This window comes from Streptomyces sp. NPDC001450, assembly GCF_053597295.1.
Genome location: NZ_JBSFHY010000047.1, coordinates 1 through 14,373, shown reverse-complemented (window position 1 = coordinate 14,373; position 14,373 = coordinate 1). Strand labels below are relative to the sequence as shown.

Genomic DNA, 14,373 nt, shown 5'->3' with positions numbered 1-14,373 from the left:
TCCTTCGTGGCGAACATCAAGTCCCAGATCAAGCGGATCAAGACCAACGAGAAGGCTCGGCTGCGCAACAAGGCCGTCAAGTCCTCCCTGAAGACCGCGGTCCGCAAGGCCCGTGAAGCCGCTGCCGCGGGTGACGTCGAGAAGGCCACCGAGCTGCAGCGCGCTGCCGCGCGTGCGCTCGACAAGGCCGTCTCGAAGGGCGTCATCCACAAGAACCAGGCCGCCAACAAGAAGTCGGCGCTTGCTTCCAAGGTCGCGTCCCTCAAGGGCTGAAACTCCCTTCTGATCTGACCGCCGGAAGGACCCAGAGCGGGCCCTCTCTCATCCGCTCCCGTCCGGCACCCCAGAGCCTGTTCGCGGCCTGCGTTCGCCACGCGGGAACGGGCTCGCCAGCTTGATCCGAGGCCCCGGTGCCCTCCCTTCCCCAGGGTGGCGGCGGGGCCTTCGGCATGGCCGCCCCCGGGCCCTCGCGTCACGACCAGAGCGCGTCACGACCAGAAGGTGTCGTCCTTGTCGATGTCCGGGACGCACTGGTCGATGTCGGTGATCTTGTCCCCGACGATCCGGAGGACCAGGCATCCGTCCTCGTGGTAGCGCCTGCCCTCGCGCTCCGCGGAGACATGGTGCAGGGCGACGGCGTGGCCCCGGCCGTCGACGAACACGCTGCGCAGGTCCACGCGCAGGCTGCCGCCGGTCTCCTGGAAGAGCCGGCCGTACATGCCGATGACCGCGTCCTGACCCTTGAAGTCACCGGACAGCGGATGGCCGCCGGGCACGTGATGGGTCACGTCCGCCGCCAGCAACCCGCGCAGGGTGCCCATGTCGACACGGAGGAAGGCGTCGTAGCCCTTTCGGACGAGGGTTGCGTGCGGGTGTTCAGCCATGGCGATCGCCACCTTCCAGTGTGTCGGCGATGTACGGCTGATACGTACGATTCTCCTCGCCGCCGGCCCTCGGGCGACTGGATCAGCCCCGGCCCCGGGACCGCGCGGCCCGGGCGATCGTCACGACCGCCTTCTCCAGCGCGTACTCGGGGTCGTCACCGCCGCCCTTCACGCCCGCGTCGGCCTCGGCGACCGCCCGCAGCGCCACCGCCACCCCGTCCGGCGTCCAGCCCCGCATCTGCTGGCGCACACGGTCGATCTTCCACGGCGGCATGCCCAGCTCACGGGCGAGATCGGCGGGCCGGCCGCCGCGCGCCGACGACAGTTTCCCGATCGCCCGCACCCCCTGGGCCAGCGCGCTGGTGATCATCACCGGGGCCACCCCGGTGGCCAGCGACCACCGCAGCGCCTCCAGCGCCTCCGCCGTACGGCCCTCCACCGCCCGGTCGGCGACCGTGAAGCTGGACGCCTCGGCCCGCCCGGTGTAGTACCGCCCGACGACGGCCTCGTCGATCGTCCCCTCGACGTCGGCGACGAGCTGAGCCACCGCCGAGGCCAGTTCGCGCAGGTCACTGCCGATCGCGTCGACCAGCGCCTGGCACGCCTCGGGCGTGGCCGACCGCCCGAACCCCCGGAACTCCCCCCTCACGAACGCGAGCCGGTCCGCCGGCTTGGTCATCTTCGGACAGGCCACCTCCCGCGCCCCGGTCTTGCGCGCGGCGTCCAGCAGCCCCTTGCCCTTCGCGCCGCCCGCATGCAGCAGCACGAGGGTGATCTCCTCCGCGGGCGCCCCCAGGTACGCCTTCACGTCCTTGATCGTGTCCGCCGAGAGATCCTGCGCGTTGCGTACGACCACGACCTTGCGCTCGGCGAAGAGCGAGGGACTCGTCAGCTCGGCGAGCGTGCCGGGCTGCAACTGGTCCGGGGTCAGGTCCCGTACGTCCGTGTCGGCGTCGGCGGCCTTTGCGGCGGCCACCACCTCCTGCACGGCACGGTCGAGCAGGAGGTCCTCCTGGCCCACGGCAAGGGTCACCGGGGCGAGAGGGTCGTCATTCGCAGTCTTCCTGGCCATCGCCTACAGCATCCCACGCGGCACTGACAACGAACCGGCCGCGCACCCCGACCGGTCCCGGACCGCACCCGGAGCCGGCCTCGGGGTCACGGCTCCTCGCGCCAGCCGTCCCACTCCCCCGCGAAGGCGTCCAGTTCGGCAGGGTCCAGGCGTCCGTCCTCGTCGTGCAGGACCAGCAGCCACTGGGCGTCCTCCGCGTCGTCCTCGCCGGCCAGGGCGTCCCGGACGAGCTGGGGCTCCTCGTCGATCTCGAAGCGCTCCCCGAGCGCCTCGACCGCCTCCTCGGCGGCATCGCGGTCGGGCAGCACCAGTACGTGTCTCACATCGCTCACCGCCCCATTCTCCGGCACCCGCCACACACCGAACGGCCAGGTCAGCCCTTCCGCATCAGTCGTTCCGGCTCCGCACCGGCCGGCACACGGCTCTGCCCGATCCCGAACCGCTCCTGGTACACCGCCGGCACCTCCTCGTCCGTCCGCCCGGTCTCGGCGGACACCCGCTCCTCAGTCTCTCGCCACCCGCACCTCCCCGTCCGTCCCGCCGCCCCCGCCGACGGCGAGCGCCCCGTCCCGGTCCGTGCGCAGCACCACCGCCCCGCCGGCCCGCAGCGCGGCGACGGTCGCCGGTGCCGGGTGGCCGTAGGGGTTGTCGGCGCCGCAGGAGATGAGCGCCACCCGCGGGGCCGCCAGCCGTATCAGGTCCGGGTCCTGATAGGCCGAGCCGTGGTGGGCCACCTTCAGCACGTCCACTCCCGCCAGCCGGGCCGCGGCCGGGGAGTGCAACAGGGCCTGCTGGGCGGGGGGTTCGAGGTCCCCGAGGAGGAGCATCCGCAGTCCGCCGGACCGGACGAGCAGGGCGACACTGGCGTCGTTCGGTCCGTCCGGCTCCGGTACCGCGGCCTGCCCCGGGCCCGGGGCGGCGGGTGGCCACAGCACCCGCCAGTCCAGCGGCCCGCTGCGGCGCTCCTCCCCGGCCACGGCCCGGGTGAGCGGGATGTGCCGTTCGGCCGCCTCCTTTCTCACGAACTCGGCCTGCGCCGCCGGTTCTTCGAAGTCCGTGGTCTCGATCGCGGCCACCGAGCGGCCCCGCAGGACACCGGGCAGCCCCGCGACGTGGTCGGCGTGGAAGTGGGTCAGGACGACCAGGGGGATGCGGGTGATGCCCAGCTCCCGCAGGCAGTGGTCGACCAGCGCGGGGTCGGGTCCGGTGTCCACGACCACCCCGGCCCCTTCGCCGGCCGCCAGCACGGTCGCGTCGCCCTGCCCGACGTCGCACATCGCGTACCGCCAGCCCGGCGGCGGCCAGCCCGTGATGACCCGGGTCAGCGGCGCCGGTCGCACCACCACCAGCAGGAGCAGCGCGCCGAGCGCACCGCACCACCAGGGGTGCCGCAGCAGTTGCCGGCCGGCCAGGACGACCGCCACGGTGACCGTCGCCAGCAGCAGCGCGCCGGGCCAGCTCCCCGGCCAGTCCACTCCCGCGCCGGGCAGTGCCGCCCCGGTCCGGGCCACCCCCGCGATCCATCCGGCGGGCCAACCGGCGCACCAGGCCAGCACCTTGGCCAGGGGCATCGCCACCGGCGCCGTGGCGAGCGCGGCGAACCCCAGCACGGTGGCCGGTGCGACCGCCACCTCGGCCAGCAGGTTGCAGGGCACCGCCACCAGGCTCACCCGGGCCGACAGCACCGCCACGACCGGCGCGCACACGGCCTGTGCGGCGGCCGCCGCGGCCAGCCCCTCGGCGAGCCGGGCCGGCACCCGGCGCCGCTGCAGCGCCTCGCTCCAACCGGGCGCCAGTACGAGCAGCGCACCGGTGGCCAGCACGGAGAGCAGGAAGCCGAAGCCGCGGGCCAGCCAGGGGTCGTACAGCACCAGCAGGAGGACGGCCGTGGCCAGCGCCGGGACCAGGGATCTGCGGCGCCCCGTCGCGAGGGCCAGCAGGGCGACCGCGCCGCAGGCCGCGGCCCGCAGCACGCTGGGGTCGGGCCGGCACACGATCACGAAGCCGATCGTGAGCGCTCCCGCGAGCAGGGCGGTGGCCCGCAGCGAGAGCCCCAGGCGCGGGGCGAGTCCGCGGCGCTCGACGCGCTGGGCGAGACCGGGCGGCCCGATGAGCAGCGCGAGCAGGATCGTGAGGTTGCTGCCCGAGACGGCGAGCGTGTGCGCCAGATCCGTCTCCTTGAAGGCGTCGTCCAGTTCGGGTGTGATGCGCGAGGTGTCGCCGACGACCAGCCCGGGAAGCAGCGCCCGGGCATCCGCCGGCAGTCCTTCGGTCGCCTCCCGCAACCCGGCCCTGAGCCGGCCCGCCAGCCGCTGCGGCCCGCTCGGCCCCGCGACGACCTCCGGCACGGGCTCGCTCCGCACCCGCAGCACGGCCGCTGTCCGGTCGCCGCCCGCCAGAGCGGGCGCCAGCCGGGCGTTCACCCGCAGCCGGGTGGACGGCAGCAGCCCGAGCCAGCCGGGGCGTGCACCGCGCGTGCCCTGCGTACCGGTCGCGTCCCCCGTGGGAGGTGCGCGTGGCGCGGGCACGTCCGTGTCGACGACCATCAGCACGGGAGTCCGCGTCCGCACCCCGGCCGCGTCGTCCTCCGCCACGCGCCGCACCTCCGCCCGGGCCAGCACCGCCACGGGCGCCGCGTGATCACCCCGCACCCGTGGCCTGCTCAGCCAGGGGTCGCCGGTCAGCTCGACCTCGGCCGTCACGGTCGCGAACCGCCGCGCCAGCTCGGGCACCGGCCCACGCCGCACATCCGCCCCGTGCAGCCCGGCGCAGGCTGCGGCCGCGGCCACGCACAGAAGCACGGCGGCGACCGGGGCACGGGCCCGGGCGAACCGGACGGACGGCCGCCCCGGCCTCCCCCACCTCCGGGCCGACAGCAGGACTACTCCGGCGAGCAGACAGGCGAGAGCGATGCCGGCGCTCCAGCCCGGCGGCGCATCGAGGACCAGGGCAGCCGTCGCCCAGGCCGCGAGTGCCGGGGGCACCAGGCGGAGGTCGGCCGGGGCCGGCGGCTGCTGCTCGGAGGGGCCGCTCATGGCTGCACCATGGTCCGCAGGTCGGCGAAGCGGCGGTTGCCGATGCCGTTGACCTGGCGCAGCTCGTCCACCGAGCGGAAGCCGCCGTGCCGGGTCCGGTAGTCGATGATGTGCTGGGCCAGCACGGGGCCGACTCCGGGCAGGGTGTCGAGCTGGTCCGCGGTCGCCGTGTTGAGGGAGACCGGGGCCGCCGGTCCCGTCCCCGCCGGTCCGGAACCCGCGCCGCCGCCGGGCCCGGACGGGACGGCCGCCGTCCCCGCGGACGCGCCGACCAGGACCTGCTCACCGTCCACCAGGAAGCGGGCCCGGTTGAGCCCGTCGGTACTCGCATCCGGCCGCACCCCGCCCGCCGCCCGCAGCGCGTCGGCCACCCGCGAGCCCGCCGGAAGCCGCCGGATCCCGGGCCTGCGGACCTTGCCGCCGACGTCCACGACGATCTCCCCGCCCGGCGTCGCCGAGGCGCTCACGACACCACCGGACTTCGCGCCCTCGTCCTTCCTGGCGAACGGCGCCTCGGCGCGCACCACTTGGGGAGCGCTCACGGTCTGCGTCCGTCCGGACCAGAAGTGCTGGACGGCGAACACGGCGGCCAGCACGAGCACCACGGCCAGCGCGACCACTCCCCGCCGCTCGACCCCGCACCGCACCTGCAACCACACCGGCAGCCGCTCCCGCAGAGCGAGCCCGGTCCGCTCCCGCAGGCCCGGCACGACAGGCTCCGCCGCCTCCGAACGGTCTGCCGAGCCGGTCAGTTGTACCTCGGGGGCGGCGGCCGCCCCGGGCTCGGTGGACAGCACGCGGGCCCCACCGAGTTCGGGCAACGCCGTACTCACCCCCGGCGCCACGCCCGTTGCCGTACTCACGCCTGACACCACCCGCGTCGCCGTCCTCGACCCGGGGGCCGCCCCCACCCCCGTCGCCGTACGCGCGGGCGGCTGCCCGCCCGGCGGTGCGTTGCCCGACTCCCGCCATTGCACGGCTCGTTCGCCGAAGAGGAGTTCCGCGCGGCGGCGCAGCTCCTCCGCGGGTGCGGGCACGCGGTGACGGGCGCGGCGACGGTCGGCGGGGCGGCGGATGCGCCCGTCGGAGGTGGGGCCACGGCCCGGTCCGCTGGTCGGGGTGGCGGTGCGTGAACGTGATCGAAGTGCCATGCGACGAGGATGGAACATCTCAACGCTTCACGGTGATCTTGGTCAATTCCCGGGGATTACCGCCCAGTTGTGGAAAACTGCACCACTCACACGAGTGACGGCAGCCCGGGAGACGGGTACGTCAGCGCGGCGAGACGACCGCTCCCAGCAGCCCGGGCCCGGTGTGCGCCCCGATCACCGCCCCGACCTCGCTGACATGCAGATCGGCCAGCCCGGGCACCCGCTCCCGCAGCCGGTCGGCGAGGGCTGCGGCCCGCTCGGGGGCGGCGAGATGGTGGACGGCGATGTCGACCTCGGCACCGCCCGCCCGGTCGGCCACGATCTCCTCGAGCCGGGCGATCGCCTTGGACGCCGTACGGACCTTCTCCAGAAGCTCGATGCGGCCGCCGTCCAGCTGGAGCAGCGGCTTGACGGCCAGTGCGGAGCCGAGCAGTGCCTGTGCGGCGCCGATGCGTCCGCCGCGGCGCAGATAGTCGAGCGTGTCGACGTAGAAGTAGGCGGAGGTGCCCGCGGCCCGCTTCTCGGCCGCCGTCACGGCCTCGTCCACCGTGCCGCCGGCCTCCGCGGCCTCGGCCGCGGCGAGCGCGCAGAAGCCCAGGGCCATCGCTACCATCCCGGTGTCCACCACCCGCACCGGCACCGGTGCCTCACGCGCCGCGAGGACCGCCGCGTCGTAGGTGCCGGACAGCTCGGCGGACAGGTGCAGGGAGACGATGCCGCTCGCGCCGGACTCGGCGACCCTGCGGTAGGTCTCCGCGAACATCTGGGGGCTGGGGCGGGAGGTCGTGACCGGGCGCCGCTTCTGCAGCGCCTGGGCCAGGGAACGCGTCGAGATCTCGGTGCCCTCTTCGAGCGCCTGGTCGCCGAGGACCACGGTCAGGGGCACCGCTGTGATGCCGTGACGCTCCATCGTCCGCGGCGGCAGGTAGGCCGTTGAATCGGTGACGATAGCGACATGGCGGGACATGAGCTGGAGGTTACCTGCCGTAGCGCTCGCGCGGCAGCCCAGCCCCTGTCTGCCGGTCCGGAAGCGGACCGGTCATGTGGTCCTCTCGGGGCGCGGCTTCTTCTGCCAGGGGTAGGAAGGGCGCTGCGCCGGCGGGGTGATCGCCCGGGTCGCCGGCTCATCGGCGGTGCGGGAGGCGGGTGTTTCCTGCCGGGCCTGCTGCTGTGCCTCGGGGCCGTCGGCGGCTGCCGGGGCCTCGGGCCACGGCGGGGGTGCCGGTGTGGGCTCGGCCCGCGTCCAGTGGCGAAGGGCCCCCGCCTCGACGTCGATCTGGGCACTGAGCGAGTCCAGGTCGTCGTCGGAGAAGCGGCGGGCCCGGTCGCGGGCGGCCCAGCGCAGGGAGTCGGCGGACTTGGTGATGCGCTCGGTGCGGCTGCGCAGCTCGGGCAGCCGTGTGGCGAGCGTGGCCCGGTCCGGCTCGGACTCCAGCCGCTTGAGGTCCGCGTCCAGCCCACGGCCGTGCGCGCTGAGCCGCTCGAAGAGGCCCAGGGACTCCTTCAGCGACTCGTCCTCGGCCACACCGGCGTGCAGGGCTTCCTGGGTGGCGCGCATCGAGGCGCGCAGCGTGAGCCGCAGCTGGGCGACCTCCCCGGCCGGGCCGACCTGGGCGAAGGACTTGGCGCGCAGGGTGTGGTCCTCGACCGTGCGTCTGGCCTGCGCGATCGTACGGTCCACTCCGCGCTTGGCGGCGCCGACCGCCTTGACCGTGGCGTAGGCGCCGAGGCCGATGAAGAGCAGGAAGAGCAGGGCGAACACGGTGATCACTGCTTCCATGACGCTCCTCCTCGCCGGATGCGGCACGAGCCGCTGTGTTCTCCACGGTAAACGCAGCGGGCAGGCCCGGAGTTCCAGAAAGACCCCGAACCTGCCCGTAGGGGACTACCCCGACGCCGGGTTTCCCCAGCGCCCGGGCCCCCGGGATCTCCGGTATTCAGATGTCGTCTCAGGCCGGAACGATGTTGACCAGCTTCGGCGCCCGCACGATCACCTTGCGGATGCCCGCGCCGTCCAGCGCCGCGACGACCTTCTCGTCGGACAGCGCCACCTTCTCCAGCTCCTCCTCGGAGATGGCCGGGGGCACCTCCAGACGGGCCTTGACCTTGCCCTTGATCTGGACGACGCAGGTCACGGTCTCGTCCACCACGTACTGCGGGTCGGCGACCGGGAAGTCCTGGTGGACGACCGAGTCGGTGCGGCCCAGCTTGCGCCACAGCTCCTCGGCGATGTGCGGGGACAGCGGGGCGACCAGCAGGACCAGCGGCTCGGCGACCGACCGCGGCACCGGGCCACCGGCCTTGGTCAGGTGGTTGTTCAGCTCGGTGACCTTGGCAATTGCGGTGTTGAAGCGCAGGCCCTCCAGGTCCTGGCGCACACCGTCGATCGCCTTGTGCAGGGCACGCAGCGTCTCCTCGTCGGGCTCGGCGTCGGTGACGGTGACCCCGCCGGTGTTCTCGTCGACGATGTTGCGCCACAGCCGCTGCAGCAGCCGGAACTGGCCGACCACCGCGCGCGTGTCCCAGGGCCGGGAGACGTCCAGCGGGCCCATCGCCATCTCGTACAGGCGCAGCGTGTCCGCGCCGTACTCGGCGGCGATCTCGTCCGGAGTCACCGCGTTCTTCAGGGACTTGCCCATCTTGCCCAGCAGACGGGTGACCCGCTCGCCCTCGTAGTAGTACGCGCCGTCGCGCTCCTCCACCTCGGCGGCCGGAACGGCGATGCCGCGGCTGTCACGGTAGACGAAGGCCTGGATCATGCCCTGGTTGAACAGCTTGTGGAACGGCTCCGCGGAGGAGACGTGCCCCAGGTCGTACAGGACCTTGGACCAGAAGCGCGCGTACAGCAGGTGCAGCACGGCGTGCTCGGCGCCGCCGACGTACAGGTCGACACCGCCGTGCGGCCGGCCCTCGCGCGGGCCCATCCAGTACTGCTCGATCTCGGGGTCGACCAGCTTCTCGCTGTTGTGCGGGTCCAGGTAGCGCAGCTCGTACCAGCAGGAACCGGCCCAGTTGGGCATGGTGTTGGTCTCGCGCCGGTACCTCTTCGGCCCGTCGCCCAGATCCAGGGTGACGTTGACCCACTCCTCGTTGCGCGACAGCGGCGTCTCGGGCTGGGTGTCGGCGTCGTCCGGGTCGAAGGTGCGCGGCGAGTAGTCCTCGACCTCCGGCAGCTCCAGCGGCAGCATCGACTCGGGCAGGGCGTGGGCGATGCCGTCCTCGTCGTAGACGATCGGGAAGGGCTCGCCCCAGTAGCGCTGGCGGCTGAACAGCCAGTCGCGCAGGCGGAAGTTGACGGTGCCCTCACCGATGCCCTTGCGCGCCAGCCACTCGGTGACGCGCGCCTTGGCCTCGGCGACGGGCAGGCCGTCCAGCGAGATCTCGTCGTTGGCGGAGTTGATGATCTTCGCGTCGTACGACCCGAAGGCGTCCTCCCACGTCGAGGTGTCGGTGCCCCGGCCGTCGGTCGGCTCGACGATGCAGTGGATCGGCAGCTCGAAAGCGCGCGCGAACTCGAAGTCGCGCTGGTCGCCCGCCGGGACGGCCATGATCGCGCCGGTGCCGTAGCCCATCAGGACGTAGTCGGCGATGAAGACCGGGATCCGGTCGCCGTTGACCGGGTTGGTCGCGTACGCGCCGATGAAGACGCCGGTCTTGTCCTTGGCCTCGGCCTGCCGCTCGACGTCGGACTTCGAGGCGGCCTGCGCGCGGTAGGCGGCGACGGCCTCGGCCGGGGTGGCGTGGCCGCCGGTCCACACGTCGTGGGTGCCCTCCGGCCAGGCGGCCGGGGTGAACTTGTCGACCAGCGGGTGCTCGGGGGCCAGCACCATGTAGGTCGCGCCGAACAGGGTGTCCGGGCGGGTGGTGAAGACCGTGATCCGCTCGCCGTCGATCGGGAAGTCGACGCGGGCGCCCTCACTGCGGCCGATCCAGTTGCGCTGCTGCAGCTTGATGGCTTCGGGCCAGTCCAGCTCCTGCAGGTCCTCCAGCAGCCGGTCCGCGTAGGCGGTGATGCGCATGTTCCACTGGCGCAGCTTGGCCTTGAAGACCGGGTAGTTGCCGCGCTCGGAGCGGCCGTCGGCGGTGACCTCCTCGTTCGCCAGCACGGTGCCCAGGCCGGGGCACCAGTTGACGGGCGCGTCGGAGGCGTAGGCCAGGCGGTACTCGCCCAGCACGTCGGAGCGCTCGGTGGCGGTCAGCTGGTTCCACGCGCGCCCGTGGTCGCCCGGTACGGCGCGCTCACCGGACTCGAACTGGGCGATCAGCTCGGAGATCGGGCGGGCCTTTTGGGCCTCGTCGTCGTACCAGGAGTTGAAGATCTGCAGGAAGATCCACTGGGTCCACTTGTAGTAGTCCGGGTCGATCGTGGCGAACGAGCGGCGCTTGTCGTGGCCCAGACCCAGCCGGCGCAGCTGGGCCTTCATGTTCTCGATGTTGGCTTCGGTGGACACGCGAGGGTGCGTGCCGGTCTGCACGGCGTACTGCTCGGCGGGCAGGCCGAAGGCGTCGAAGCCCAGGGTGTGCAGGACGTTGTGGCCGGTCATGCGCTGGAACCGGGCGTAGACGTCGGTGGCGATGTAGCCCAGGGGGTGGCCGACGTGCAGGCCCGCACCCGAGGGGTAGGGGAACATGTCCATGATGAACTTCTTGGGCCGGGCGGCCAGCGCGGCGTCGCCGGCCAGGTCACCCTTCGGGTTCGGCGCCGTGTAGGTGCCGTCGACGTCCCAGAAGTCCTGCCAGCGTGCCTCGATCTCGGCAGCCAGGGCGGCCGTGTAGCGGTGCGGCGCGGCCACCTCGGCGGGGGCAGCGGGGTTCGTCTCGCTCATGATCCTCAAAGCTCCATCGATCGTCTCTGCCTGCGGCTGTGTCCTTGAGAAACGAAAAAACCCCTCGCACAGGAGGGGATGCCGCGCCGATGCCGACCCGCCCGGTTCGACCGGGGGTCGGTACTGATCAGCGCGGCCCGCTAAGCAGAAGGCGTACGGCACGCATGGCGCTAGGGTACCGCAGCCCTTGAGCAAGCAGCGACGGACTTCCGTATGCCTTGTTGACATGCCACGAACCCGACCAGAACTGAACGAAGGTCAAGGATTACTTCGCGTAACACCCGCTAAGGGACATCGACACGGTCGCATTGTCCTTTGATAACAACGCAATAACTCAAACCTCGTACTGATCGGTATGGCGCCACCTAGAGTTCGGCAGCGGGACCGCCTTCCCGAAACTGCTCGGAGTTGCCCCCATGAACCCTCGTCGTAGTAACAGCTCACTCCCCAAACCGGGCCGGTCGGCCTATGGGGTGGCGACGGCTGTCGTCCTGCTGCTCATACCCGTGGTGGTGGTGTACGGAGGAGGCTGGCTCCAGGACTTCCTGAACTTCGGTGCGGGCGTCCTGTCGCTCGTCAGCCTCACCAGCTCGGTGATCTGGGGTCTGGTCACGCAGGACCGGCTCATCCTCGACACCCGTCAGCGGATCGTCGCCCAAGCCATCCACCGGGTGCTCGCGGTTGCCTCGATCGCGTTCCTCCTGGTGCACATCACGATCAAGCTGGCCCTGGGACACACCGTCCTGATCGCCGCGCTGATCCCCTTCAGCCTCGGCGTCGCGGGCAGCGGGGGACTGATCGGCCTCGGCTCGCTGGCCGCCCTGCTCATGATCTTCGTGGGTGTCACCGGCGCGCTGCGCAACCAGTTCGCCTCCCCGGCCCCGGTGGCGGCGCGCTGGCGCGCCATGCACATGCTGGCCTACCCGGCCCTGTGCGCGGCGCTGATCCACGGTCTGTTCGCGGGGCGCCCGGCGAAGCCGTTCTTCATGATCTCGTACGAGTTGTGCCTGGTCGGAATCATGGCGGCGCTCGCACTGCGGGCCGCGCCGCGCCCGTTCAAGCGCAAGGTCGCCGACCGGATCGTCGCGCTCATCGGCAGCGAGGAGCGGCAGGGGCTCGAGGGCCTGGAGGCGAGCCGCTCCCGGGTCGCCGAGTCCGGCCTGCAGGGCTTCGAGGGCCGGCGCGAGCCGAAGGCCTCGCCCGCCGGCACTCCGGCCCCCGCCGCCTCGCCGTTGTACCAGACCCCGGCGAGCCCGGCACCCGAGCCCGCGTCCGGCTTCGCGGCGGCCTACCGCGCGGTGTCCACTCCGGGCCCCCAGCAGCAGTCGTACACGGCCGGCCAGACCACACGCATGGACCTGCCGCTGGATCTGCAGGCCACGGAGGCGATGCCGCGCGTGGACGGCCCGTCCAGCACCTCGGGCAGCTGGCCGATCCCGTCCCCGCCGCCGGTCGGCGAGGCCCCTCCGTCGGCGTACGACCCGCTCCAGGACACCGGATACACCATCCCGGTCTACGGCAATCCGGGCACCGGTGGATACGGCGGAAGTGACATGTACGACACCGGTGAGACGAACAACCTCTACGGCACGTACAACTCGGGTGACACGTTCAACAGCGGTCCCGCCACAGAACCAAACCCCGGCACCTCGTACGAGACGCCGGGTTCGGGCGAACCTTGGAACACGCCTTCCGGAGGCTATAGGTGAACGAGGCCCTGCCCGACGTACCCGAAGTCCGCGTGGTCGGACTTCCGCAGCTCACGTCGGGCTTCGACCTTGTGGAGCGGCTCGATCTGCCCATGCACCTGAAGGTGCACGGGCCGCTCGACCCGCTGAGCGGTGAGAAACTCGCCCAACTCGCCGAGGCCATCAACCTCAAGGGCCGCGGCGGCGCGGGCTTCCCCTTCCACAAGAAGCTGCGCTCGGTCGCCGAGTCGGCCATCAAACGGGGTGTGCGGCCGGTCGTCGTCGTCAACGGCAGTGAGGACGAACCGGCCTGCCGCAAGGACACGGTGCTCATCAACCGCGCCCCGCACCTCATCCTGGACGGCGCCCTGCTGTGCGCCGAGGCCCTCGGTGCCCGCACGCTCGTGATCGGGGTCACCCGGGAGTCCACCCAGCGTTCCATGGAGGCCGCGCTCGCCGAACGCGGCCTGAGCAACAGCCGCAGATCGGCGCTGCGCGCGTGGGTGCAGCGCAACCCCGTGCGCATGGTCACCGGCGCCGCCGCGTCGCTGATCCGCTCGGTCGACGGCGGCCCGGCGATCCCGCCCGGCCGCAAGATCAGCGCCTCGCAGAGCGGCGTCGGCGGGGCGCCCACCCTGCTGTCGAACGCGGAGACGTTCGCGCAGCTGGCCATCGCCGCCCGCATCGGCCCCGAGCGCTACGGCAACACCGGCCTGTACGACGAGCCGGGCACCGTCATGCTCACGGTCTCCGGCGCGGTCGCCCGCCCGATGGTGCTCGAGGTCCCCACGGGCGTGCCGCTGCGCTACGTCCTGCAGCTGGCCGGCGCCCCGCCGGTGCCCCAGGGCGTGCTGACCGGCGGCTACCACGGCAAGTGGATCGACGCGGCCACCGTCAACGAGGCGATCGTCTCCCGCAACTCCCTCGACGCGGTGGGCGGTTCGCTGGGCGCGGGCGCGATCCTGCCGATCAGCCAGGAGACCTGCCCGCTGGGCGAGTCGCTGCGGGTGGCCCAGTGGCTGGCCGAGGAGAGCGCCGGCCAGTGCGGCCCCTGCTACCTCGGACTGCCCGCCGCCGCGCGCGGCATGGAGGACATCCTGGGCGGCGGCGGGCCCGCCGCCCTGGAGGCGCTGAAGCAGGTCGCGAAGAACGTGAAACGGCGCGGGGCGTGTTCGCACCCCGACGGCTCCGCGATGTTCCTGGAGTCGACCATCAAGGCGTTCACCGACGACCTGGCCGCGCACGTCCTCGGAAACGGCTGCGGACGGCCCGTGGAGGGCGTTCTGCCGCTCTTCGAGGGAGGCAGGGCCCCTACGGGCATCCCGGGCGGCGGAGAGCCCGAGGAGACCGGTTCCAGCCGCCAGAAGATCTACGTCGACTGGACGCTGTGCCGAGGTCACGGTCTGTGCGCCGACATCCTCCCGGAGGTCTTCGAACTGGGCGCGGACGGTTTCCCGACCGTGGCGCAGGCACAGGTGCCGCGCTACGCGGAGGCGAAGGCACTGCGCGCGGTGCGCCGCTGCCCGGCACTGGCGCTGCGCCTCGAGGAGGACACGCGCGGGCAGGCACCCTCGCGCAACCTGCCCGTCCTGTCCCAGGGCCGCGGCCGCCGCGCCCTCGGACGCTGAGCGAGGCCGAAGGCGGTCACCCGGGCCGGGTGACCGATGTTCTTCAGCGGCGGCCAGGCGGTGCACTACTCCTACGACTTCGCGGCACG

General features: G+C 72.6%; 12 protein-coding genes. 3 read left to right on the top strand and 9 right to left on the bottom strand.

Going from position 1 to position 14,373, the window contains the following annotated elements; genetic code table 11:
- Positions 1-6: 6 nt before the first annotated feature.
- Complete coding sequence (gene rpsT / locus ACWC5O_RS37750) at positions 7-273, top strand: 30S ribosomal protein S20 (protein ID WP_089106790.1); 267 nt, start codon at positions 7-9, stop codon at positions 271-273.
- A gap of 215 nt (positions 274-488) precedes the next feature.
- On the opposite strand, the gene ACWC5O_RS37745 is transcribed toward rpsT, so the two are convergent.
- From ACWC5O_RS37745 to leuS, 9 genes are all read right to left on the bottom strand, one after another.
- A complete protein-coding gene (locus ACWC5O_RS37745; protein WP_450591250.1) occupies positions 489-884 on the bottom strand; it encodes a nuclear transport factor 2 family protein in 396 nt (131 codons plus the stop codon).
- Between the two features lie 82 nt (positions 885-966).
- Complete coding sequence (holA, locus tag ACWC5O_RS37740) at positions 967-1,956, bottom strand: DNA polymerase III subunit delta (RefSeq protein ID WP_450591249.1); 990 nt, start codon at positions 1,954-1,956, stop codon at positions 967-969.
- Between the two features lie 86 nt (positions 1,957-2,042).
- Positions 2,043-2,288: a hypothetical protein gene (locus ACWC5O_RS37735; protein WP_450591247.1), complete on the bottom strand. Its 246-nt coding sequence runs from the start codon at positions 2,286-2,288 to the stop codon at positions 2,043-2,045.
- Positions 2,289-2,329: 41 nt separating this feature from the next.
- Positions 2,330-2,452, bottom strand: coding sequence for a hypothetical protein (locus ACWC5O_RS37730; RefSeq protein ID WP_450591246.1), 123 nt, complete (start codon positions 2,450-2,452; stop codon positions 2,330-2,332).
- A gap of 7 nt (positions 2,453-2,459) precedes the next feature.
- On the bottom strand, positions 2,460-4,991 hold the full coding sequence (locus tag ACWC5O_RS37725; protein ID WP_450591244.1) for a ComEC/Rec2 family competence protein: 2,532 nt from the start codon (positions 4,989-4,991) through the stop codon (positions 2,460-2,462).
- The gene (locus tag ACWC5O_RS37720; RefSeq protein WP_450591242.1) at positions 4,988-6,142 is read right to left on the bottom strand and encodes a helix-hairpin-helix domain-containing protein; all 1,155 of its coding nucleotides are present in this window, start codon (positions 6,140-6,142) and stop codon (positions 4,988-4,990) included. The genes ACWC5O_RS37725 and ACWC5O_RS37720 overlap by 4 nt, the downstream gene beginning before the upstream one ends.
- Positions 6,143-6,263: 121 nt before the next feature.
- Entirely contained in the window at positions 6,264-7,109 is an 846-nt protein-coding gene (locus ACWC5O_RS37715) for a DegV family protein (RefSeq protein ID WP_450591241.1), read from the bottom strand.
- Positions 7,110-7,181: 72 nt separating this feature from the next.
- Complete coding sequence (locus ACWC5O_RS37710) at positions 7,182-7,922, bottom strand: hypothetical protein (RefSeq protein WP_450591239.1); 741 nt, start codon at positions 7,920-7,922, stop codon at positions 7,182-7,184.
- 169 nt (positions 7,923-8,091) lie between these two features.
- Positions 8,092-10,968, bottom strand: coding sequence for a leucine--tRNA ligase (leuS, locus tag ACWC5O_RS37705; protein ID WP_450591237.1), 2,877 nt, complete (start codon positions 10,966-10,968; stop codon positions 8,092-8,094).
- A gap of 416 nt (positions 10,969-11,384) precedes the next feature.
- Here leuS and ACWC5O_RS37700 point away from each other — a divergent pair, with 416 nt between their 5' ends.
- Both ACWC5O_RS37700 and ACWC5O_RS37695 read left to right on the top strand, forming a co-directional pair.
- Positions 11,385-12,677, top strand: coding sequence for a cytochrome b/b6 domain-containing protein (locus tag ACWC5O_RS37700; protein WP_450591235.1), 1,293 nt, complete (start codon positions 11,385-11,387; stop codon positions 12,675-12,677).
- The gene (locus ACWC5O_RS37695; protein ID WP_450591234.1) at positions 12,674-14,284 is read left to right on the top strand and encodes an NADH-ubiquinone oxidoreductase-F iron-sulfur binding region domain-containing protein; all 1,611 of its coding nucleotides are present in this window, start codon (positions 12,674-12,676) and stop codon (positions 14,282-14,284) included. Before ACWC5O_RS37700 ends, ACWC5O_RS37695 begins: the two co-directional genes overlap by 4 nt.
- Positions 14,285-14,373 lie beyond the last annotated feature (89 nt).